At 66.5% G+C, this 21,587-nt stretch carries 18 protein-coding genes, 1 tRNA gene and 1 pseudogene; 9 read left to right on the top strand and 11 right to left on the bottom strand.

What is annotated here, in order from left to right; all coding sequences use genetic code 11:
• The first annotated feature begins 28 nt into the window (after positions 1-28).
• Positions 29-2,626, top strand: a complete 2,598-nt coding sequence (locus tag WS45_RS30025) for a DNA topoisomerase III (RefSeq protein WP_059703108.1) — start codon at positions 29-31, stop codon at positions 2,624-2,626.
• A 142-nt stretch (positions 2,627-2,768) separates the two neighbouring features.
• Here WS45_RS30025 and WS45_RS30020 read toward each other — a convergent pair whose 3' ends face one another.
• Positions 2,769-3,818: a LysR family transcriptional regulator gene (locus WS45_RS30020; protein WP_059534907.1), complete on the bottom strand. Its 1,050-nt coding sequence runs from the start codon at positions 3,816-3,818 to the stop codon at positions 2,769-2,771.
• A gap of 427 nt (positions 3,819-4,245) precedes the next feature.
• Between WS45_RS30020 and WS45_RS30015 the strand changes: the two genes are divergently transcribed.
• On the top strand, positions 4,246-5,259 hold the full coding sequence (locus WS45_RS30015; protein WP_057924643.1) for a D-2-hydroxyacid dehydrogenase family protein: 1,014 nt from the start codon (positions 4,246-4,248) through the stop codon (positions 5,257-5,259).
• Between the two features lie 49 nt (positions 5,260-5,308).
• Here WS45_RS30015 and WS45_RS30010 read toward each other — a convergent pair whose 3' ends face one another.
• Both WS45_RS30010 and WS45_RS30005 read right to left on the bottom strand, forming a co-directional pair.
• A complete protein-coding gene (locus tag WS45_RS30010) occupies positions 5,309-6,175 on the bottom strand; it encodes a patatin-like phospholipase family protein (RefSeq protein WP_059703106.1) in 867 nt (288 codons plus the stop codon).
• An 8-nt stretch (positions 6,176-6,183) separates the two neighbouring features.
• Positions 6,184-6,588, bottom strand: coding sequence for a PaaI family thioesterase (locus WS45_RS30005; RefSeq protein ID WP_059534903.1), 405 nt, complete (start codon positions 6,586-6,588; stop codon positions 6,184-6,186).
• A 191-nt stretch (positions 6,589-6,779) separates the two neighbouring features.
• Between WS45_RS30005 and WS45_RS30000 the strand changes: the two genes are divergently transcribed.
• Positions 6,780-6,855, top strand: a tRNA-Lys gene (locus WS45_RS30000).
• 200 nt (positions 6,856-7,055) lie between these two features.
• A complete protein-coding gene (locus WS45_RS29995) occupies positions 7,056-8,105 on the top strand; it encodes a DUF3592 domain-containing protein (RefSeq protein ID WP_059703104.1) in 1,050 nt (349 codons plus the stop codon).
• Positions 8,106-8,147: 42 nt separating this feature from the next.
• Here the strand turns inward: WS45_RS29995 and WS45_RS29990 are convergent, their stop codons facing one another.
• Positions 8,148-8,762 carry a CGNR zinc finger domain-containing protein gene (locus tag WS45_RS29990; RefSeq protein ID WP_059703102.1) on the bottom strand — a complete coding sequence of 205 codons (615 nt, stop codon included), beginning with the start codon at positions 8,760-8,762 and terminating at the stop codon, positions 8,148-8,150.
• 81 nt (positions 8,763-8,843) lie between these two features.
• On the opposite strand from WS45_RS29990, the gene WS45_RS29985 reads away from it, so the two are divergent.
• On the top strand, positions 8,844-9,659 hold the full coding sequence (locus tag WS45_RS29985; RefSeq protein ID WP_059703101.1) for an alpha/beta fold hydrolase: 816 nt from the start codon (positions 8,844-8,846) through the stop codon (positions 9,657-9,659).
• 29 nt (positions 9,660-9,688) lie between these two features.
• On the opposite strand, the gene WS45_RS29980 is transcribed toward WS45_RS29985, so the two are convergent.
• Genes WS45_RS29980 through WS45_RS29970 form a run of 3 tightly spaced genes read right to left on the bottom strand, consistent with a single transcriptional unit; the run spans position 9,689 to position 11,921 of the window.
• On the bottom strand, positions 9,689-10,447 hold the full coding sequence (locus tag WS45_RS29980) for an amino acid ABC transporter ATP-binding protein (RefSeq protein ID WP_059534895.1): 759 nt from the start codon (positions 10,445-10,447) through the stop codon (positions 9,689-9,691).
• Positions 10,444-11,124 (bottom strand): amino acid ABC transporter permease, encoded by a 681-nt coding sequence (locus tag WS45_RS29975; protein WP_059534893.1) that lies wholly within the window; start codon positions 11,122-11,124, stop codon positions 10,444-10,446. The genes WS45_RS29980 and WS45_RS29975 overlap by 4 nt, the downstream gene beginning before the upstream one ends.
• 14 nt (positions 11,125-11,138) lie before the next feature.
• A complete protein-coding gene (locus WS45_RS29970) occupies positions 11,139-11,921 on the bottom strand; it encodes an amino acid ABC transporter substrate-binding protein (RefSeq protein WP_059534891.1) in 783 nt (260 codons plus the stop codon).
• A gap of 332 nt (positions 11,922-12,253) precedes the next feature.
• On the opposite strand from WS45_RS29970, the gene WS45_RS29965 reads away from it, so the two are divergent.
• Positions 12,254-12,529: a hypothetical protein gene (locus tag WS45_RS29965; RefSeq protein WP_059535130.1), complete on the top strand. Its 276-nt coding sequence runs from the start codon at positions 12,254-12,256 to the stop codon at positions 12,527-12,529.
• Positions 12,530-12,568: 39 nt separating this feature from the next.
• Here the strand turns inward: WS45_RS29965 and phnY are convergent, their stop codons facing one another.
• Together phnY and phnA are read right to left on the bottom strand one after the other, a co-directional pair.
• Positions 12,569-14,023: a phosphonoacetaldehyde dehydrogenase gene (gene phnY, locus WS45_RS29960; protein WP_059703099.1), complete on the bottom strand. Its 1,455-nt coding sequence runs from the start codon at positions 14,021-14,023 to the stop codon at positions 12,569-12,571.
• Between the two features lie 27 nt (positions 14,024-14,050).
• Positions 14,051-15,289, bottom strand: a complete 1,239-nt coding sequence (gene phnA, locus WS45_RS29955) for a phosphonoacetate hydrolase (RefSeq protein ID WP_059703216.1) — start codon at positions 15,287-15,289, stop codon at positions 14,051-14,053.
• A gap of 136 nt (positions 15,290-15,425) precedes the next feature.
• Here phnA and WS45_RS29950 point away from each other — a divergent pair.
• Together WS45_RS29950 and WS45_RS29945 are read left to right on the top strand one after the other, a co-directional pair.
• A pseudogene (locus tag WS45_RS29950) lies at positions 15,426-15,641 on the top strand (2-aminoethylphosphonate--pyruvate transaminase); the annotation flags it as partial.
• Between the two features lie 115 nt (positions 15,642-15,756).
• Positions 15,757-17,145, top strand: a complete 1,389-nt coding sequence (locus WS45_RS29945; RefSeq protein ID WP_059703095.1) for an FAD-dependent oxidoreductase — start codon at positions 15,757-15,759, stop codon at positions 17,143-17,145.
• 93 nt (positions 17,146-17,238) lie between these two features.
• Here WS45_RS29945 and WS45_RS29940 read toward each other — a convergent pair whose 3' ends face one another.
• On the bottom strand, positions 17,239-17,967 hold the full coding sequence (locus WS45_RS29940; protein WP_059534880.1) for a phosphonate utilization associated transcriptional regulator: 729 nt from the start codon (positions 17,965-17,967) through the stop codon (positions 17,239-17,241).
• Between the two features lie 184 nt (positions 17,968-18,151).
• The gene (locus tag WS45_RS29935; protein ID WP_059703093.1) at positions 18,152-20,323 is read right to left on the bottom strand and encodes a phosphocholine-specific phospholipase C; all 2,172 of its coding nucleotides are present in this window, start codon (positions 20,321-20,323) and stop codon (positions 18,152-18,154) included.
• 229 nt (positions 20,324-20,552) lie between these two features.
• Here WS45_RS29935 and WS45_RS29930 point away from each other — a divergent pair, with 229 nt between their 5' ends.
• On the top strand, positions 20,553-21,461 hold the full coding sequence (locus WS45_RS29930) for a LysR family transcriptional regulator (RefSeq protein ID WP_059703091.1): 909 nt from the start codon (positions 20,553-20,555) through the stop codon (positions 21,459-21,461).
• The last annotated feature ends 126 nt before the right edge of the window (positions 21,462-21,587 follow it).

Below are 21,587 nucleotides of genomic sequence, written 5' to 3'. Positions count from 1 at the left end.
GAACCCGGTCTACCAACACACATCTGTCATGTCCAAAGCACTGATCATTGCGGAAAAGCCTTCTGTCGCGAACGACATCGCGCGCGCTTTGGGCGGCTTTACCAAGCATGACGAATACTTCGAGAGCGACGAATTCGTCCTGTCGTCCGCGGTCGGCCACCTGCTGGAAATCGCCGCCCCGGAAGAGTACGAGGTCAAGCGCGGGAAATGGAGCTTCGCTCATCTGCCCGTCATCCCCCCGCATTTCGACCTGAATCCGATCGCAAAAAGCGAGTCGCGCCTGAAAGTCCTGACCAAGCTCATGAAGCGCAAGGACGTCGACCGCCTGATCAACGCATGTGACGCGGGTCGCGAGGGCGAGCTGATTTTCCGCCTGATCGTGCAGCACGCGAAGGCGAAACAGCCGGTCCAGCGCCTCTGGCTGCAGTCGATGACGCCGCAGGCGATCCGCGACGGTTTCGCGCACCTGCGCAGCGACACGGACATGCAGCCGCTCGCCGACGCCGCACGCTGCCGCTCGGAAGCCGACTGGCTCGTCGGGATCAACGGCACGCGGGCGATGACCGCGTTCAACAGCAAGGGCGGCGGCTTCTTCCTGACGACCGTCGGCCGCGTTCAGACGCCAACGTTGTCGATCGTCGTCGAACGTGAAGAGAAAATCCGCCGTTTCATCCCGCGCGACTACTGGGAAGTGAAGGCCGAGTTCGCGTGCGCGGGCGGCTTCTACGAAGGCAAGTGGTTCGACCCGAAATTCAAGCGCGACGAATTCGATCCTGAAAAGCGCGACTCCCGCCTGTGGAGCCTGCCGGCCGCCGAAACGATCGTCGCCGCGTGCCGCGACCAGGTCGGCACGGTGTCCGAGGAATCGAAGCCGTCGACCCAGCTGTCGCCGCTGCTGTTCGACCTGACGAGCCTGCAGCGCGAAGCGAACAGCCGCTTCGGCTTCTCCGCGAAGAACACGCTCGGTCTCGCGCAGGCGTTGTATGAAAAGCACAAGGTGCTGACCTACCCGCGTACCGACGCGCGCGCGCTGCCGGAAGACTACCTCTCGACGGTGCAGTCCACGCTCGAGATGCTCAAGGAGAGCCACAACTACCTGCCGCACGCGAAGCAGGTGCTCGACAAGGGCTGGGTGAAGCCGAACAAGCGGATCTTCGACAACTCGAAGATCAGCGACCACTTTGCAATCATCCCGACGCTGCAGGCGCCGAAGTCGCTGTCCGAGCCGGAGCAGAAGCTGTACGACATGGTCGTGAAGCGCTTCCTCGCGGTGTTCTTCCCGGCGGCCGAATTCCGCGTCACGACGCGGATCACCGAAGTCGCCGGCCATCACTTCAAGACCGAAGGCAAGGTGCTCGTCGAGCCGGGCTGGCTGCAGGTGTACGGCCGCGACGCCGAAGGCGCGGACGCGAACCTCGTGCCGGTGCAGAAGGACGAGAAGGTGAAGACGGACGAGATCGCCGCGGTCGCGCTCGTGACGAAGCCGCCCGCACGCTACTCGGAAGCGACGCTGCTGTCGGCGATGGAAGGCGCGGGCAAGCTCGTCGAGGACGACGAACTGCGCGAGGCGATGGCCGCGAAGGGCCTCGGCACGCCGGCGACGCGCGCGGCGATCATCGAAGGCCTGCTCGGCGAGAAATATCTCGTGCGCGAAGGCCGCGAACTGATCCCGACCGCGAAGGCATTCCAGCTGATGACACTGCTGCGCGGGCTCGGCGTGAAGGAGTTGACCGCGCCCGAGCTCACCGGCGAATGGGAATACAAGCTGTCGCAGATGGAGCGCGGCAACCTCGGGCGCGACGCGTTCATGCAGGAAATCGCCCGCATGACGCAGCAGATCGTCAAGCGCGCGAAGGAATACGATTCCGACACGATCCCCGGCGATTACGCGACGCTCGAGACGCCATGCCCGAACTGCGGCGGCCAGGTGAAGGAAAACTACCGCCGCTTCGCGTGCACGAAGTGCGAGTTCTCGATCTCGAAGATTCCGGGTAGCCGGCAGTTCGAGATCGCGGAAGTCGAGGAGCTGCTGCAGCAGAAGACGATCGGTCCGCTGTCCGGCTTCCGCAGCAAGATGGGCCGTCCGTTCTCGGCGATCCTGAAGCTCTCGTTCGACGACGAGACGAAGAACTACAAGCTCGAGTTCGACTTCGGCCAGGACCAGGGCGGTGAGGAAGGCGAGGCGCCCGACTTCTCCGCGCAGGAACCGGTCGGCGCGTGCCCGAAGTGCAAGGGCCGCGTGTTCGAGCACGGAATGAGCTATGTGTGCGAGCACTCGGTCGCGAATCCGAAAACCTGCGACTTCCGTTCGGGCAAGGTGATCCTGCAGCAGGAAATCACGCGCGAGCAGATGGCGAAGCTGCTGGCCGACGGCCGCACGGATCTGCTGCCGAACTTCAAGTCGTCGCGCACGGGCCGCAACTTCAAGGCCTTCCTCGTGAAGCAGCCGGACGGCAAGATCGGTTTCGAGTTCGAGAAGAAGGAGCCGAAGGCTGCCGCCGCGAAGAAGACGGCAAAATCGGCGACGAAGGACACCGAAACCGTCACGGAAGGCGCCGACGAGAAGCCGGCACCGGCCCGCAAGACCGCCGCCCGCAAGACGACGGCGCGCAAGACCGGCTCGTAATGCTCCGGCTACCGGGGGCTCCCCCGGCGCGTCGCACGTCGGACGCACGGCCATGCAAGCGGCAATAAAAAAAACGCGGATCGATCGCTCGATCCGCGTTTTTTATTGATGCTGGCCGTGTCGGTGCGCGGCCGCCGCGACGTTACAGCGGCGACGGCACCGCGACCCGCGCGCGCGGCGAACGCGCGAGGCGCGGCTGCAGGTTCGGGCCGGTCGATTCAGGCGGCTCGGCACGCGTCTCGACGCCGATCGGCGCAGGCGCAGCACCCTGTGCGGCCCACTGTTCGCCCATCGTCGCGTCGGTCGAGTGGCTGAAATACTCGACGAGGTGGTCGATGAACGTGCGCACCTTCGCAGGCAGATGGCGCCGGCTCGGGTATGCGATGTTGATCTCGACCTGCGGCAGCCGGAAGTCCGGCAGCAGCCGCACCAGCGCACCGCGCGCGATGTCGCTGCCGATCAGGTAGCTCGGCAGGATCGCGACACCCATCCCGAGCAGCGCGAACTGGCGCAGCATCGCGGTGTTGTTCGCGACGATCACGTTGGTCGGGCGCACGCGCACTTCGCCGTCCGGCCCCGTGAACACGCGCTCGTCGCCCCAGTATTCGGTCGGCAAGCTCAGCGCCGGGTGTTCGGCGAGATGTTCCGGGTGGGTCGGCACGCCGTGCTTTTCCAGGTAGCTCGGCGTCGCGCACACGGTCATGCAGCCCGTGGTCAGCCGGCGCGTGACGATGCTCGCGCTGCGCATCTGACGCGTGACGACGATGCCGACGTCGAAACCTTCCTCGACGAGATCGACCTGGCGGTCCACCAGCGTCAGATCCGGCACCACTTTCGGGAAATTCTCGGTGTACGACTGCAGGACGGGCGCAAGGTTATGCAGGCCGAACACGACCGGCGCGACGATGCGCAGCGTGCCGACCGGCTCGTGATTGCGCGCGACGACCATCTGTTCGACATCCTCGAGCTCATCGAGAATCTGGCGCGCCCGCTCCAGGTAGACCTGGCCCGACTCCGTCAGCGAAAGGCTGCGCGTGGTGCGGTTCAGCAGACGCGTGCCGAGCCGGCCTTCCAGATCGGCGACGTGACGCGTCGCGACCGCGTTGGAGATATCCATTGCACTCGCGGCCCGCGCGAAACTGCCGAGATCCGCAACCTTGACGAACACGCGCATCGACTGCAAATGATCCATAAACGACTCCTGCCGCTGTTACAACTTCAAAAAGTTGAAGCATATGCGTAATTCTCCTACGACAGCGGAAATGATGCAGAGTTGCTCAACAAGGCCTGCGTTGACGATAAAAATAGTCAAAAATCCTCACTCATCGCGAATGGATGATCCAATTATTCTGATTGAAGCAACAATTGGGTGAACCTCGTCCGGTAAGCGGCCGAATCAGGAAGGACGTGTCTGATGCGACACAACATCGCACCCCCGCTGCGGCCGACGGGAGCGGCGCCGGGTCTGGCCGGCGCCGATTGCGGCGGAGCGTAACAACCTGTTAAAAAGACACCACGACGTCCGCCGACGTAGCATCATGTCGGCCCCGGCCGGGCGGGACGGGTGCGCGACGTGCGCCGCCGCCACTGCCGCTTTCAACGCGCGACTCCCGCTGATCATGAAAATTGCCATCCTCGACGACTACCAGGACGCCGTCCGCAAGCTGAACTGCTTCGAGATGCTCGCCGAGCACGACGTAAAGGTCTTCAACAACACGGTACGCGGCCTGGGGCAACTCGCGAGCCGCCTGGCGGAAGTCGAGGCGCTCGTGCTGATTCGCGAGCGCACGCCGATTTCGTCGCAATTGCTCGCCAAGCTGCCGAACCTGCGCATGATCAGCCAGACCGGCCGTATCTCGAGCCACATCGACCTCGAAGCGTGTACCGATCGCGGCATCGCGGTGCTCGAAGGCACGGGTTCGCCGGTCGCGCCCGCCGAACTGACCTGGGCGCTCGTGATGGCTGCCCAGCGCCGCATTCCGCAATACGTCGCGAACCTGAAACAGGGTGCCTGGCAACAGTCGGGCCTGAAGACGTCGGCGCTGCCGCCGAACTTCGGTCTCGGCCAGGTGCTGCGCGGCCAGACGCTCGGCATCTGGGGCTATGGCAAGATCGGCCGGCTGGTCGCCGGCTACGGCAAGGCGTTCGGGATGAACGTGCTGATCTGGGGCCGCGAGCATTCGCTCGAGGCCGCACGCGCCGACGGCTACACCGCCGCCGAGAGCCGCGAAGCGCTGTTCGAGCAGAGCGACGTGCTGTCGCTGCACCTGCGCATGCACGACGACACGCGCGGGATCGTGAAGCAGGAAGACCTGATGCGGATGAAGCCGACGTCGCTGCTCGTCAACACGAGCCGCGCGGAACTGCTCGAGGAAAACGCGCTCGTCAACGCGCTGTCGCACAACCGTCCGGGAATGGTCGCGATCGACGTGTTCGAGAGCGAGCCGATCCTGCAGGGCTACAGCCTGCTGCGGATGGAAAACGTGATCTGCACGCCGCACATCGGCTACGTCGAGCGCGAAAGCTACGAGCTCTACTTCAGCGCGGCGTTCCGGAACATCCTCGCGTTCGACCAGGGCGACCTGTCGAGCGTCGTCAATCCGGAAGCGCTGACGCCACGCCGCGTGCGCTGACCGGCGCGAGCCGCGTTCGCCGCGCGGCTCCGCTTCTCCGTTCCCGCCTTCAGGCGGCCATGCGGCCGCCCGTCATCGCGTCGACGCGCGTGAGGAAATGCTCGCCGTCGCGCCGTCCGAGCTCGTATGCATGCCGCATCTGCGACGGACTCGTGTAATCCCAGCTCGAAATCGGCACCTTGCTCGACGGCTGCACATAGAGCCGCCGCTGGTCGCCATGCGCGACCGTGAACATCTGCGGGCGCGGATACAGCCGCGTGACGAGCACCAGCACGTCGCCCGGCGATGCGTCGAGCGCGTCGACCGGCACGTTGTCGACCATGCCGCCGTCGAGCACCGGCCGGCCGCCGCGGCGCAGCACCGGCGTGAACGGCGGCGTGCACGACGACTGCAGGATCAGGTCGGCGAGTTCTTCGACGCTCGCGCATGCCTGCGCGCGCACGAACTCGGGCCGGAAGCCGAGCGTGCGCCCGAGCGTCGGGTGCAGCGTCTTGCGCACGTACTTTTCGATGTTGTATGCAACGAGGCCGGCCGCGACCGCGCTGCGCGCGCCGAGCCAGCGCGGCACGTGCGACACGCCGATGCGGATCTCCGGCGCGTCGGCAAGTTGCGGGAACGGCTCGCCGTAGATGTCGAGCAGCGCCTGACGGTAGATCCGGTAATGCGGAAACACCGGCTCGCGCCCGAACAGGTTGCCCCAGTACGCGTTCTTGCGGTTGTGGCGCAGCGCCTCCTCGTAATAGCGCATCACCCACGCGGCGTCGCGCGTATACAGCATGCAGGCGGTCGCCGCGCCGGCCGAGATGCCGGCGATCACGCGCGGACGCAAGCCGAGCGCCGGCTGGGCAACGTCCCAGAAGCCGGCCTGCCACCAGCAGCGATTGCCGCCGCCCGCGAAAACGATCTGGTCGAACATCGCGCCGCTCAGCCGACGAGCGCGTAGGTCGACGTTGCGTGAACGGCCATCTTGCCGTCCTCGTCGAACAGTTCGACTTCGCCGAACACCAGGTTGCGGCCCATCCGCAGCACGCGCGCGGTGACGAGCACGTCGCCCTTGCGCACCGGACGCATGAAATTCGTGTTCAGCGACACGGTGGTCATCGGCCGGAACTCGCCGAGCGCGACCGAAATCGCGACCACCATCGCGGTGTCGGCGGCGGCCGTGAACACCTGCCCGCAGATGATGCCGCCCGAATGACGGAATTCGCCGGAAAACGGCAGGCGCATCGTGACGCTGTCGTCGCCGATCGATACGGGGACCAGACCGAGCGAGCGGACCCACGGGGCCAGCAGGCGGTCCAACAATTCGCGGACTGCGTTTTCGTCCATCTTCGAATGTCCAGAAAATGTTGCGCGACCGCCGCGCAACAGGTGTGGACGTCATCATACCGGGAGCGCGCCAACTGCGATCGCTCGTGACCGCGCGGGGAGCCGCCGGGGCCGTGACGAAGTATTTTCAGGAAATTTGCAGAAAGCACTTGCCAAGACCGAAATACCCGTGCATAATCTTTTTTCTGTTGGGGGCGTTAGCTCAGTTGGTAGAGCAGCGGACTCTTAATCCGTAGGTCGAGTGTTCGAGTCACTCACGCCCCACCAGGAATTCAAAAGGCCGGTCAGCGCAAGTTGACCGGCCTTTTTCCGTTCCAGCGACCGATTCAGGCGCCCGCCTGACTCCCCCGCATCACGGCATGCAATTACATACATGCCTCGCCCGCGCACTTTCCGCTAGAATCGTCCGACAAAATATCACACGACCGGGACGGCGATCGCCATATCGCCGCCGGCACTGAGAGAGCATGGGACGTCAGACATGGAATCATGTGAGCGAGACGCGACCATTCAGAGGGCATGGTCACGCCGACAGCGGCGCGCGCGTCGAGTCGCGCCATCCCCCCGATCGCATCCGGCCCCGTCGCGCGACGCGCACCGCGAATCCGGCCATGCCACGTAAGGAAGCGCTCGTCGCGCTCGCGCTCGGCGTTGCACTGCTCGTGGTCGCAGCGATGCTCGCCGTCATCGCGAGCCATGCGGTGGGTGATCTGGTCCGCACGCCGGGCACGGTCGTGCGCATCGTGCAGGACAGCGACGCGATGCGTGGATACCGCCCGATCGTCGCCTATCTCGCGAACGACGGCCATCGCCGTGAAGTCGCCGGCAATACCGCATCGGTGGTCCCGGCGTACGACATCGGCGAAAGCGTGGACGTCCTGGTCGATCCGGCCCATCCGAACCGTCCCGCGCTGATCGACGATTTCACGCAACGCTGGTTTCCCGTCGCGGTGCCGACTCTGCTCGCGGTCGCGTCGCTTGCGATCGGCAGCCTGCTGTACAGGAGCGAGCGCCGCAGCCGGCACGCCGACGTGCTTGCCGCACCGGCCGCCGGCAAGTCGGCCCGGCGCCGCTGGAACATCGCGATCGTGCTGATGCCGATCGCGATCGGCACCGGCTTCCTGGCCGGCGCCGGCGCCGCCGGGCTGAGACAATGGCAGATCGCCCGCCATTACGCGCACTCGACCGGCCACGTCGTCGAGATCACCGAATCCGCCCAATCGTCCCGCACACGCACGTCGCTCTATTCGGCGACCATTGCGTTCACGACCGACAGCGGCCGCCCGGTCACGTTCGCGCAAGGCTCGGCTTCATCGCGCCCCGGGCTGTACGAAGGCGAGGTGGTCAACGTGCTGTACGACCCCGTCATACCCGAGCGCGCGGTCATCGACCGGTTCTGGGACCGGTGGGGACTCACGGCGATCCTGTTCGCGATCGGCGCGCCGTTCCTCGTCGCCGGATTGTTCGTCATCGGTGCGCTATGGCCCGACCATCGGCCGCACGAACTCACGGAATGACGAACGCGGAGCAGCCGGGCCGCCGACACCACGGCCCGCGCCTCACCGCTCCCTGAACGCCTCCACCTTCGCGCGATTCCCGCACGTGCGCATGTCGCACCAGCGTCGCCCGACGCCGCGGCCGCGATCGACGAAGAACCACGTACAGCGGCCGCACTGCCGCACGCGCGCGAAGTCGTCGCCGCGCAGCAGATGCTCGAACCCGAGCGCGGCCGCGTCGACCCAGCGCGACGCCGCACGCGCATCGGGCCGCCATGCGAAGCGGCCATCGACCGCGTCGAACGTGCTGCGCCCGATCGCATCGCGAATCGCCTCCGCGAGCCGATGCGCCGCCCGCGCGCCGGCGCTGCCGCCGCCACCGCTCGTCAGGTGCGCGAGCGCCACGTACGCATCCTCGCGAAAACCATGCAGCGCGGCGAGTTCGTCCGCGCCGTCCTGCCGGGGATGACGCAGAAACCGTGTCAGGTCGGCCCGGGCCAGCAAGCCCGACTTCTCCGCCCACGCGCGCACGGCCGCCCAGTCGACGAGTTTGTCCTCGTCGCGCGTCTTGCCCGTGTCGGCCACCGTGTTCAGGAAATCCAGCGCCGGATGGCCGCCGACGAAATCGGCCGCGGTCCATGCGTGCGCCTGTCGCGCAGGCTCGTGTCGAGTAACCATTTATTTCCACCTATCGGTTTCATATCCGGATGAACAGGCGTAACCTGTTATCAACCCAAACAGGTTAGCACGGAGGCACCGATGCTCGATCTCGCCAATCGCTTCGTTTTCGACGGTCACCGGATCGCATGGGGCACGCTCGGTGAAGGGCCGCCGCTCGTGCTCGTGCACGGCACGCCGTTTTCATCGCAGGTGTGGCGCCGGATCGCGCCATGGCTCGCGCGACGCCATCGCGTGTTCTTCTACGACCTGCTCGGCTACGGCCAGTCGGACATGCCCGACGCGGACGTCTCGCTCGGCCGGCAGAACGTGCTGTTCGGCGCCCTGCTCGACGAATGGAAAATTTCGCGCCCGCGCGTGCTTGCGCACGATTACGGCGGCGCGACCGTGCTGCGCGCGCACTTCCTCGACGGCATCGCGTATTCGGACCTGACGCTCGTGAACCCGGTCGCGATCGCGCCGCAAGGCTCGCCGTTCGTGCGGCATGTCGCGCAGCACGAAGCCGCGTTCACCGGGCTGCCGGCATATGCGCACCATGCGCTCGTGTCGGCCTACATCGGCCATGCCGTCGCGCGACCGTTGAGCGACGACGTGCTGTCGATCTATCGCTCGCCGTGGCTCACGCCGACCGGCCAGCCGGCGTTCTATCGACAGATCGCGCAAATGCGCCAGCGTTACATCGAGGAAGCCGAGGCACGCTATGCGCCGCCGGACTTTCCGGTGCGCATCGTGTGGGGTGAGGACGACGCGTGGATTCCGCTCGAACAGGGGCAGGCCCTCGCCGATCGCATCGCGGGCGGCAAGCTGATCCGCGTGCCGTGTGCGGGGCACCTGGTCCAGGAGGATGCGCCCGAGGCGATCGTCGCCGCGGTGCTCGACGCACACGGACAGCAATGATCGCCCACGCAGCCGCGTGACGCAGCAAATCAGAAGGCCGGCACGCCCTGCGCGAGCGTCGCGACGAACTTCGCGGTGCGCGGATCGCGCGGCCGCCCGAACAGTTCGCGCGATGCGCCGGCCTCGACCACCCGGCCATCCGCGAGAAACACCGCATCGTGCGCGACCGACGCCGCCAGGCGCAGGTCGTGCGTGGCCATCAGCATCGTCGTGCCTTCCCGCGCGAGCTGACGCAGCACTTCGACGACTTCGACGGACAATTCAGGATCGAGCGCGGACGTCGGCTCGTCGCACAGCAGCACCTGCGGCGACGGTGCGAGCGCGCGGGCGATGGCCACGCGCTGCTGCTGGCCGCCCGACAGCGTCGCGGGCCATGCGTCGGCCTTGTCGGCGATACCGACCTTGTCCAGCAACGCGAGCGCCCGTTCACGCGCCTGCTCGCGCGGCCAGCGCTGCACGGTCACGAGCCCTTCCATCACGTTCTGCACGACGCTCAGATGCGGAAACAACTGGAAGTTCTGGAACACCATGCCGGTCTGACGGCGCACCGCGAACACGTGATCGCGCGACGGGCGACGCCCCGCCGCGAAGTCGATGCGGGCATCGCCGACCGTGAGCACGCCCGCCTCCGGCACTTCGAGCAGGTTCACGCAGCGCAGCAGCGTGCTCTTGCCGCTGCCGGACGGCCCGATCAGCGCGGTCACGCTGCCGGGCTGCAATGCGAGGTCGATGCCGGTCAGTACGCGCTGCGCGCCGAACGATTTGTCGATGCGTTCGAGACGGATCATCGCAACTCCGCGTGGAACAACGCATGGCGCCCGAAGCGGAGCTCGAGCCGACGTTGCAGCGACGAGAGCACCGAGCTGAACAGCAGATAGATCAGCGCGGCTTCGGTATAGAGGATCAGCGGCTCGTAGGTGACGGCCGCGATGCGCTGCGCAGCCTGGAAGATCTCGGGCACGGTCAGCACGGCCGCGAGCGACGTGTCCTTCACCAGCGAGATGAACGAGTTCGACAGCGCGGGCAGCGCGACGCGCGCGGCCTGCGGCAGGATCGCGCGGCGCAGCGCCTGCGCGCGCGTCATCGCCATCGAGTACGCGGCTTCCCACTGCCCCTTCGGGATCGATTCGATCACGCCGCGGATCACCTCGGCGTTGTACGCGCCGACGTTCAGCGAGAAACCGATCACGGCGGCGGTCAGCGGATCGAGCACGATGCCGACGTTCGGCAATCCGTAGAAGATCACGAACAGCTGCACGAGCAGCGGCGAGCCGCGAAACAACCAGATGTAGAAACGCACGCCGGCCTGCGCCCAGCGCGGCCCGAACAGGCGCGCGAGCGCCGCGCCGAACGCGAGCAGCAGGCCGATCGCGAACGACGCGAGCGTGAGCGGAACCGTGAACACGAGCCCCGCCACCAGCAGGGGCCGCAGCGATTCCGCCATCAGGTGCAGCCAGGGCGGCATCGGTCAGCCTCGCGTCACGGTTGCGACACGTCGCGGCCGAAGTATTTCTGCGAGATCTTCGCGTAAGTGCCGTCGGCCTTGATGTCCGCGAGCGCCTTGTCGATCGCCGCCACCAGCGCGGGGCTGCCCTTGCGCAGCAGCACGCCCGATGCATCGCCGGCGCCGCTCGTGTCGGTCGCCGCGATCTTCAGTTTCGCGTCGGGCTTGTGCTTGCGGAAATCGAGGTACGACAGCGAATCGTTGATCGTCGCGTCGACGCGCCCCGCGCTCAGCAGGTCGATCGATTCGTTGAAGCCCTGCACGGGCACCACGTCCGCGCCGTGCGCGGCCGCGAGCTTGCCGAAATTGCTGGTCAGCGTGTTCGCGGATTTCTTGCCCTTCAGGTCGTCGAACGAGCGGATCGACGTGTTGTCCGCGCGCACGATCAGCACCGCGTGGGACGTGATGTACGGTGTCGAGAAATCGTATTTCGCCTTGCGCGCATCGGTGATCGACACTTCATTGACGACCGCGTCGTATCGGTTCACGTCGAGGCCCGCGATCAGCCCGTCCCACTTGCCTTCGACGAACTCCGCCTTCACGCCGAGCCGTTGCGCGATCGCGGTCGCGATGTCGACGTCGAAGCCGGTCAGCTTGCCCGACGCATCGTGATACGTGAACGGTGCATAAGTGCCTTCGGTGCCGACCCGGAACACGCCGGCCGACTTGATCTGCGCGAGACCGTCGGCCGCCAGCGCGCTCGTGACGGCAGTGGCCTGCAGCAATGCAACGACCAGGATGGAGCGAAGGAATTTCATGGTGCGGACCCCGAACGATGGAAGGGAGTGGACCCGCCGGCCCGAACGGCCGCGCGAGAGGTCCGCGAATTCTACCGACGCGCCGATATCCGGCAAAAACGCAAATCCGCTAACGATATGAGCGCGTCGAATAACGAACGCCCCGGCCGGCCACGCCCATTCCGCAGACGAAATCCGTCGCGATGCAGCGCGGCGATCGTACGACGATTCGTTACCGGCAGTTACAGAAGCGACGATGCGGTATCACCCATTCGGCAAGTGCTACGTACCATGAAGACATGGTGAACCGATTGCTCGCGGGCCTTGCCACCCGTGAACGGAGTGAACGGAAAATGAAACGCATCCTGTTGTCCAGTGCTCTCGGCATCGCGGCCGCCTGCCTGTCGGCAAGTGCGTTCGCGCGTGCCGACATCGGCGTGTATTTCGGGGTGCCAGGCCCCGTTATCGAAGCGCCGCCGGTCTACTACGCGCCGCCGCCACCCGTGATTTACGAGCCGGCACCTGTCTATTACGGCCCGTACTACGGCGACTACCGTTACCGCTACTACCGGCACGACAACGGCTGGCATCGCGGCTGGCGTCGTCACCATCACGAAGACGAGGATTGACCGTCGCGTGGCGGCCGATGAATCCGCATCATGCACCGCTTACCACGGTAGCGAATAGGTCTTCGTGTTCGTGAAGCTCTTCATCGCCTCCTGCACGCCTTCCTTGTAGCCGAGGCCCGAATCCTTCACGCCGCCGAACGGCGTCAGTTCGAGCCGGTAGCCCGGCACCTCGCGCACGTTCACGCTGCCGACCTCGAGCTCCGTGATGAAGCGCGTGATGCTGTCGAAGCGATTCGTGCAGACCGACGACGACAACGCATAGTCGGTGCTGTTCGACATCCGGATCGCGTCGTCGATGTCGCGAAAGCGCATGATCGGCGACACCGGTCCGAACGTTTCGTACTTCACGAGCGGCATGTCGGGCGTCACGCGATCGACGACCGTCGGCGAATACAACGCGCCGTGGCGCACGTTGCCGACCAGAAGCCGCGCACCGCGCGCGATCGCGTCGTTCACCTGCTGCTCGCAGAACTTCGCGGCCGCTTCGTCGATCACGGTGCCCATGTCGACCGACGGATCCGCCGGATTCCCGTAAGCCCACGCGCGGGTTTTTTCGACGACCAGCTCGGTGAAGCGATCGGCCACCGCCTCGTGCACGAGCATGCGCTTGATCGCGGTGCAGCGCTGCCCCGAGTTCTTATACGAGCCCGACACGGCGAGCGTGCTCGCTTCATCGAGATCGGCGTCTTCCATCACGATGATCGGATCGTTGCCGCCGAGTTCGAGCACCGCGCGCCGGTAGCCCATCCGCGACGCGATCGACTTGCCGATCGACACGCCGCCGGTGAACGTGATCAGATCGATCGCCGGGTTCGTGATCAGCTCGTCCGCGATTTCCTTCGGGTCGCCGGTGATCACTTGCAGCATCTGCGGCGGCAGGCCGGCTTCATACAGGATGTCCGCGAACAGGTAGCACGACAGCGGCACCTTCTCCGACGGCTTCACGACGATCCGGTTGTTGGTCGCGACCGACGGCACGACCTTGTGCGCGACCTGGTTCATCGGATGGTTGAACGGCGTGATCGCGGAGATCACGCCGAGCAGCGGTTCGCGCTGCGTGTACACGCGACGCTTCTTGCCGTGCGGCGTCAGATCGCACGAGAAGATCTGCCCGTCGTCCTTCAGCACTTCGCCCGCGCCGAACGTGAGCACGTCGGCCACGCGCCCCGCTTCGTACGTCGAATCCTTGATGCACAACCCGGCCTCGGCCGTGATCAGTGCCGCGATCTCGGCGGTGCGCGCACGCACGATGTCGGCCGCGCGGCGCAGGATCGCAGCACGCTCGTGGCGCGTGAGCGACGGCCGGTATGCACGCGCGACGGCGAATGCGCGTCGCACGTCGTCGAGCGTCGCCTTCGGCACGGTGCCGACCAGCGTTCCGTCGTACGGATTGCGGACCTCGATCACCGCGTCGCGATGAATCCGCTCCCCATCGATTCGCAGTGCTTCACGATGAGGTGAAGCGGTCTCCGTCGAGGCTGCAATGACGTTCATGATGTCTCCCTGGCGGATGCGTCCGCGTCACTGCAGATGATTGAGCGCGATGTCGATGATGTCGAAGTTGCGCAGTCGCGCGCGGCCCGTGACGTCGGTCGCGACCGGCTTGCTGAAGATCAGCGGCACGATCTGTTCGGAGATCCCGCCGTGCGAGCGCAGCGGCACGTCGAGGCCCGACAGGTCGTGCTTGATGCGGCGCGTGCCGAGCACGACGTCCTGCCTGGAGATCACGATCAGGTCGCCCATCCGGTCGGGCGGCAGCTCGAAGCGCGCGCAACCTTCGGCGCCCGTCAGCACGACCTCGATGCCGTCCACCGCGGCGAGCCGCGCGCGCAGCGCGTCGGCGTCGGCGGAAGCCGGCACGTAGACGGTCGCGAACGAGCCGAGCGCACCGTGATGCACGACATACGGATCGGTGATCGGCAGGATCACGCGCGCGGCATCGTGGCCGAGCCACTCGTCGAACAGCTCCTGCAGGTAGATCACGTTCGGCTCGCCGGTCTCGCCGTCGTGCTTCGCGTTCATCCCGTGGTCGGCCGTGATCGCGACGATCGCGCCGAGCGCGTCGAGCCGCTTCAGGTACGCGTCCATCATCTGGTAGAACGCGTTCGCGCCATCGGTGCCGGGTGCGCACTTGTGCTGCACGTAGTCGGTCGTCGACAGGTACATGAGGTCGATCGGGCGCGTCTCGAGCAGGCGCACGCCGGCCGCGAACACGAACTCGGACAGGTCCGCGCTGTACACGCTCGGCACCGGCTTGCCGACCAGCTCGAGCACGTTGTCGATGCCGTTTTCCTCGAGGCTCGCCTCGTCGGCCTTCTCCGACGAGAAGCAGATGCCCTTGAGCCCCTTGCCGAGCAGGCGCCGCAGCTTGTCCTTCGCGGTGACGACTGCGACGCGCGCGCCCTGTTCGGCGAAGGTTGCGAGCACGGTGGGCGCAACGAGGTACTTCGGATCGTTCATCAGCACCTCGGCGCCGGTGTCGCGATCGTAGAAGTAGTTGCCGCTTATCCCGTGGATCGCCGGCGGTACGCCGGTCACGATCGACAGGTTGTTCGGGTTCGTGAAACTCGGCACCACGCACTCGCCCTTGAGCGCCGTGCCCGGTTTCAGCAGCGTGCGCAGGAACGGCGCGACGCCGGCCTCGGCGGCCATCTCGAGATATTCGTAGGCGCAGCCGTCGACGCAGACCACCACCACGGGGCGGCTCATCCAGTTGTAACGGCGGCCGTTCACTTCCACGGATACAGGCGTTTCGGTCATGACGTTCAGTCCTTTCGGTTCGAAGGGGTCGAGCTGTCGGCGCCCGCGCCGCGCCGAGGAGGTCTTTTCCATGCTTGACATTAAAATTGATGATTTGTAGATTGTCAACAACATGCAGAGAACAGAAGGCAAAAGACCGGACGATCCGAACTACGATTTCAAGCGCCTTTATCAGGAGGTCAAAAAGCGCGGCTACATTCCGTATCCGGGCAAGTTGACGGAAGTCGACACGTTCCGCGTCGGCTGCATCGGCCACTTCGGCGAAGCCGGCATGCGCGGCGCGGTGGCCGCGATCGCCGACACGCTGAAGGCGATGGGCGTGCGGCGTGTGTCCGCCGACGCGGCGACCTGACGCGATGCACTCGCCGCACGACGTCACGCGTCGCCGCGCGGCGGCTTCGTTTTCGCTTTCGTTTTCCCGCCGTGTGCGGCACGGCAATCTTCGACCCTTACCGGCACCACATCCGATGCGACCCTTCTGGATCGAACAGGCACTGTTCAACGACGGCGATCTCGCCCCCGCGCTGCAGGGCGCGACGCAGGCCGACGTCTGTATCGTCGGCGGCGGCTTCACCGGGCTCTGGACCGCGATCCAGGCGAAGCAGCAGAACCCGGCGCTCGACATCGCGATACTCGAGGCCGACCTGTGCGGCGCCGGCGCGAGCGGGCGCAACGGCGGCTGCCTGCTGACATGGTCCGCGAAATTCCTGACGCTGCGGAGGCTGTTCGGCGAAGCGGAGGCGATCCGGCTCGTGAAGGCGTCGGAGGCGGCCGTCCAGCACATCGCCGACTTCTGCCGCGCGCATCGCGTCGATGCCGAGCTGCGGCTCGACGGCACGCTGTACACCGCGACATCACGCGCGCAGGTCGGCACGCTCGCGCCGGTGCTCGACGCGCTCGCCGCGTGCGGCATCCACAGCTACGAGCCGCTGCCGGCCGCCGAGGTCGCGCGCCGCTCGGGCTCCGCACGCAATCTCGACGGCGTGTACTCGCCGATCGCCGCGACCGTGCATCCGGGCAAGCTCGTGCGCGGGCTGCGCCGCGTCGCGCTCGACATAGGGATCCGGATCTACGAACGCACGCCGCTCGTCGACTTCACGCCGGGGCAGCCGGCCGTCGTGCGCACGCCGTCCGGCAGCGTGCGCGCGAGCAAGCTGGTGTTCGCGATCAACGCGTGGATGGCGAGCCGCTTCCCGCAGTTCGAACGCACGATCGCGGTCGTGTCGAGCGACATGGTCATCACCGAGAAATGCCCGGAACTGCTCGAGCGGACCGGGCTCGTGGACGGCGTGTCGGTGCTCGATTCGCGGATCTTCGTGTATTACTACCGCACGACCGCCGACGGCCGGCTGATGCTCGGCAAGGGCGGCAACACGTTCTCGTGGCGCAGCCGCATCGCGCCGGTGTTCGACCGGCGCTCGCCGTACGAGGCGCAGCTCACGCGGAGCCTGCGCGAATTCTTCCCGTCGCTCACCGACGTGCCGATCACCGCAAGCTGGAACGGCCCGTCGGACCGCTCGGTGACGGGCTTCCCGTTCTTCGGCCGCCTCGACGACGCGCCGAACGTGTTCTACGGCTTCGGCTATTCGGGCAACGGCGTCGGGCCGACCTACATGGGCGGGCAGATCCTGTCGTCGCTGGTGCTCGACCTCGACAACGCATGGACGCGCAGTCCGATCGTGCGCGGCCCGCTCGGCCATTTCCCGCCGGAGCCGATCCGCTATGTCGGCGCGCACGTCGTGCGCAATGCGATCCGCCGCAAGGAGCGCGCGGAAGACGAGAGCCGACGGCCGGCGAGGATCGACACGTGGCTCGCGAAATTCGCGAGCGCGGCGGGCAAGGCCGACAAGGCGTGACGATGCGATGACGCGACGCGCAACGAAGCGCAATGAAAAAGGGACGCTGCGAAGCGTCCCTTTGCTTTTGGTACGACCGCCCGTGCGGTCGCGTCACACGCGCGCGGCTTTCTCGCGCGCCGCCTTGCCCGCCGCGGGCAGCCCCTGCTCGTGCGTGCGGCGCATCCGCGCGAGGCCGTGCGCGAGGTGCTCGCGCACGAGCGCGACGGCCTTCTCCTCGTCGCCGCTCGCAAGCGCCTGCACGATCTTGCCGTGCTCGGCCGCCGACACCGCGATCGCGTCCTCCTCGGCCTCGATCGCGGCCTGGCGCAGCAGCCCGAGCTGGCGCACGAGACGGCGATAGGTGTCGGTGAGGTGCGTATTGCCGACCCCGACCACCATCGCGTCGTGGAACTGCACGTTCAGCTCGGTATAGCGCGTGACGTCGTGCGCCTTCGCCGCATCCTTCATCGACTGGATGATGCCCTTCAGCACCTTCAGCGTATCGGGCGAAATGCGTTTCGCGAGCGCGCGCGCAACCGACTCGTCGAGCATCGCGCGCACTTCGTAGATTTCCTCTGCCTCGCGCAGCGGCACGACGCGCACCGTCACGCCGCGGTTCTTCTCGTTGCGCAGCAGCCCGGCCTGCTCGAGCGCACGGAATGCCTCGCGCACGGGCCCGCGCGACACGTTCAGCTTGGTCGCGATATCGACTTCGTTGAGTTTCTCGCCCGGCGCATATTCGCCGGACACGATCGCGCGCTCGAGCATGTCCTGGACAATCATCGCGAGCGACTGGCTTTGCAGGAGTTCGATGGCGTTGAGCGCGTTCGGGGCAGTCATGATTGGGCAGGCAGCGAAGCCGCGGATGAGAACGAGGGCGCCATGTCGGCGAATGATCGTTGTATACCCTCGGCCCGATATATTGTCAACAGTTTTCAGTTTCCAAAAACCAGTTCCTCGTGCCGGAATGCGGTCAGCGTGCGGCCGGCGCGCGCACGCCGGACCGCATGATGCAGGCCTGCCGTCAGGCCGTCTGCTTGACCGGCCCCGGATCGCTCTGGCTCGGCCGGCCCGTCTCGACGTGGCCCGCGAAGCGGCGCACGACCTTGTCGTCACCGCCGCGCAGCGTCGTCGCGGTGATCGTCAGATCGTACCAACCGTGGCTCGACGACAACTCGAAGTGATCCTCGACGCGCTCGCCCGGCTCCAGCATGTAGCTGCGCGCATGCGCGTGGCTGTACGCGTTGTCGACGACCACGCGGCATGCCGCACGACCGCTGTTGCGCAGTTGCAGGTACACGTGGCGATTGCGCACGTCGTAGCCGATCTTCGCTTCCGGATTCGCGTGGCGGCCGTCCGCGGCCAGCCGCGTGTTGCCCTGGAATTCGCACAGATAGCCGTTCGGGCCATAGGCCGCGAGATGGTAGTCGCCGCGCGCGGCCGACGTGCTCCAGGTATCGGCGAAGCGGTCGTGCGAGGACACCGCGTAGCGGCGCGGCGGCGTCGCCGGATTGCGGCGGTCGTACACGTAGAACGCGGCGCCCGCGTCACCCGAGTTCGCGAAATCGAGCGACACGCTGTCGTCGCGCCCGTTCACGCGGGCATGCACGAACAGTTCGTACGGCAGCGCGCGCGCCGGACGCGTGCCGGGCTCCTGCGCCGGCATCGACTGCTGCGCGGGCACCTGGTACGCCTGGCCGGCGGTGGCGATGTGCTGCGGCACCGTGAAGCTCACCGTGCGCGTATCGGGCCGCGCGGAGAAGTCGAATGCCGACGTGAGGTCGCCGCAGACCGACCGGCGCCACGCGCTGATGTTCGGCTCCTGCACGCCGAAGCGCGCTTCGAGGAAACGCAGCACCGACGTGTGGTCGAACGTCTCCGAGCAGACCCAGCCGCCCTTCGTCCACGGCGAGATGATGATCAGCGGCACGCGCGGCCCGAGGCCGATCGGCTGGATGCCGCCCGGGTCCGCGCCCGGCACGAGCGGGCTCATCTCGCCCGGGTACTTGTTCAGGTCGAGCAGCTCGTCGCCGAGATTCGACAGCAGGTTCGACGATACGATGCCCTGGCCGCCCACGCCGCTCGTGACCGGCGGCACCGGCGGCACGACGTGGTCGAACAGCCCGTCGTTCTCGTCGTAGTTGAGGATGAACACCGTCTTCGCCCACACTTCGGGGTTCGACGTCAGCGCCTCGAGCACCATGTTGATGTAGAACGCGCCGTCGGTCGGCGACGCCTGCGGGTGCTCGCTGTACTTGTACGGCGCGACGATCCACGACACCTGCGGCAGCCGGTTCGCCTGCACGTCGGCCTTCAGCTCGGCGAGCGTGTGGTCCGACGCGCCCTTGTCGACCAGCGGGCCGCTCGCGCCTTCCTTCACCTGGAACTTCTTGAAGAACATCAGCGAATTGTCGGTGTAGTTGTCGGTCGGGTCGCCCGGAATGCCCGTGCCGCCCTGGTACACCTTCCAGCTGATCTTCGCGTTCTCGAGACGTTCCGCGTAGGTCGTCCACGTGTAGCCGTTCGTGTTGTTGCGCTCGCCGATGCCGGGGCCGTTCGGCTGCGCGCCGTACACGTTGCGCGAGTCGATCGTGCCGGTCCACAGATAGATGCGGTTCGGTGCCGTGTCGGCGTGCGCGGAGCAGAAGTACGAATCGCAGATCGTGAACGCGTCGGCCAGTGCGTAGTGGTACGTGAGATCCTGGCGCTTCAGGTAGCCCATCGTCAGCACGTCCTGCTTCTGGTTCACCCACTGGTCCCACTGGCCGTTGTTCCAGGACAGGTGGCCGCTGCTCCAGCCGTGGTTGGTGCCCGGCTGGAATTCGGTCGTCTGCTTCGGGTCGAGGTAGAACGGCAGCACATACGGCGCGGACGGGTCGAGCCCGCGCGAATGGTAGTTCTTCGTGAACACCGACGCCGGCGGCTGCTGCCACACCGGCGCACCGCTCGGCAGCAGGTGCGGGCGCGGGTCGTTGAAGCCGCGCACGCCGCGCAGCCCGCCGAAGTAATGGTCGAACGAGCGGTTTTCCTGCATGAAGATCACGACGTGTTCGACGTCGCGGATCGTGCCGGTGCGATAGGCGGCCGGTATGGCCAGTGCGTTGCGGATCGCGGGCGGGAAGCCGGCGTAGGCGGCCATCGCGCCGGCCGACTGGGCGGCGAGGCGCAGGAAATCGCGTCGATTGGTGGCGGACATGAAGAGGATCCTGTGGGTCGGTAAGGGTGGCGCCGGTCGAGCGGGGCCGGCGGTCGGTGCGTTGCCGTTATTACTCCGCACCGGCGTGTCCCGGCCGTGACCGGTTCCAGCAGGTTTCTTGCGGTCACCCCCAGCTTTTTTTCGAAGCGGCGCCCGGCGCGCCTTTCATCCGGCCGACACATGCCTGCGCTACGCTGACGCGCGATGAAGAGGGGGGAGAAGCCGAGTCGTGTTCGATCAGCTGAAGGCGTTCCACGCGACCGTCCGGCAGGGCAGCATCACGCGCGCCGCGCGCCACCTGGGCGTCAGCCAGCCGACGATCGCCGCGCAGATCCGGCAGGTCGAGCAGTTGTACGGCGTCGAGCTGTTCTATCGCAGCGGCCGCAAGCTCGAAGTCACCGAGACCGGGATCGAGCTGCTGCCGCTCGTCGAGAAGATGATCGCGCTCGAGGCGCAGGCCGACATCATGCTGCGCAACGTCGGCGGCCTGTTCGAAGGACATCTGCGGATCGGCGCGACCGGGCCGTACTACATCATGGATGCGGTCGGCCGCTTCTCGCATGCGCATCCGTCGATCGCCCTCACGTGCCGGATCGGCAATTCCGAGGAGATCCTGCAGGCGCTGCAGGAATTCCGCATCGACCTTGCGGTGTCGTCGCAGCGCAATGACGCGGACGGCCTCGAACGCAAGGTGATCTCCACCGATCCGCTCGTGCTCGTCGTGCATCGCGACCATCCGCTCGCGCGCTTCGACGCGATCGACGCCGCGCAGCTCGCCGACGTGCGGCTGCTGATGCGCGAGGAAGGATCGGTCACGCGCCGCTGCACGGAGACGATCCTCGCGGCGGCCGGCGTTGCGGCCACGTCGGTCGCCGAGATCGGCAGCCGCGAAGCGATCCGCGAGGCGATCCTGCATGGCGTGGGCGGCAGCCTGTTTCCGCGCGGCGAGGCCGAGCGTCATCCGGACTTGCGCGTCGTCGCGCTGCGCGGCGTCGACACGACGATCGACGAATACGTGTACTACCTGAAGGCGCGCCGCCAGAGCCCCGCGATCGATGCGTTCCTCGCGTGCATCCTGCCGGCGCAGGCCGCGACGCACGAGCCAATGCACGCGACACGGCCGGTGAACGCGCGCTGAGCCGCCCCGCGTTCACCGGTTTCGCGCAGTTTCCGTCGCACTTCCCTGCACATTCCCCGTACTTTTCCTGCGCTTTTTCCGCGCCTTCCCTCGTTGTTTTCCTCGTGCCTGCCTTCTTGCTTCCCG

The sequence above is a fragment of the Burkholderia sp. RF2-non_BP3 genome (assembly GCF_001522185.1).
Classification (GTDB): domain Bacteria; phylum Pseudomonadota; class Gammaproteobacteria; order Burkholderiales; family Burkholderiaceae; genus Burkholderia; species Burkholderia diffusa.
The sequence above is the reverse complement of the archived record's forward strand: the minus strand, read 5'-3'. Positions and strand labels throughout refer to the sequence as shown.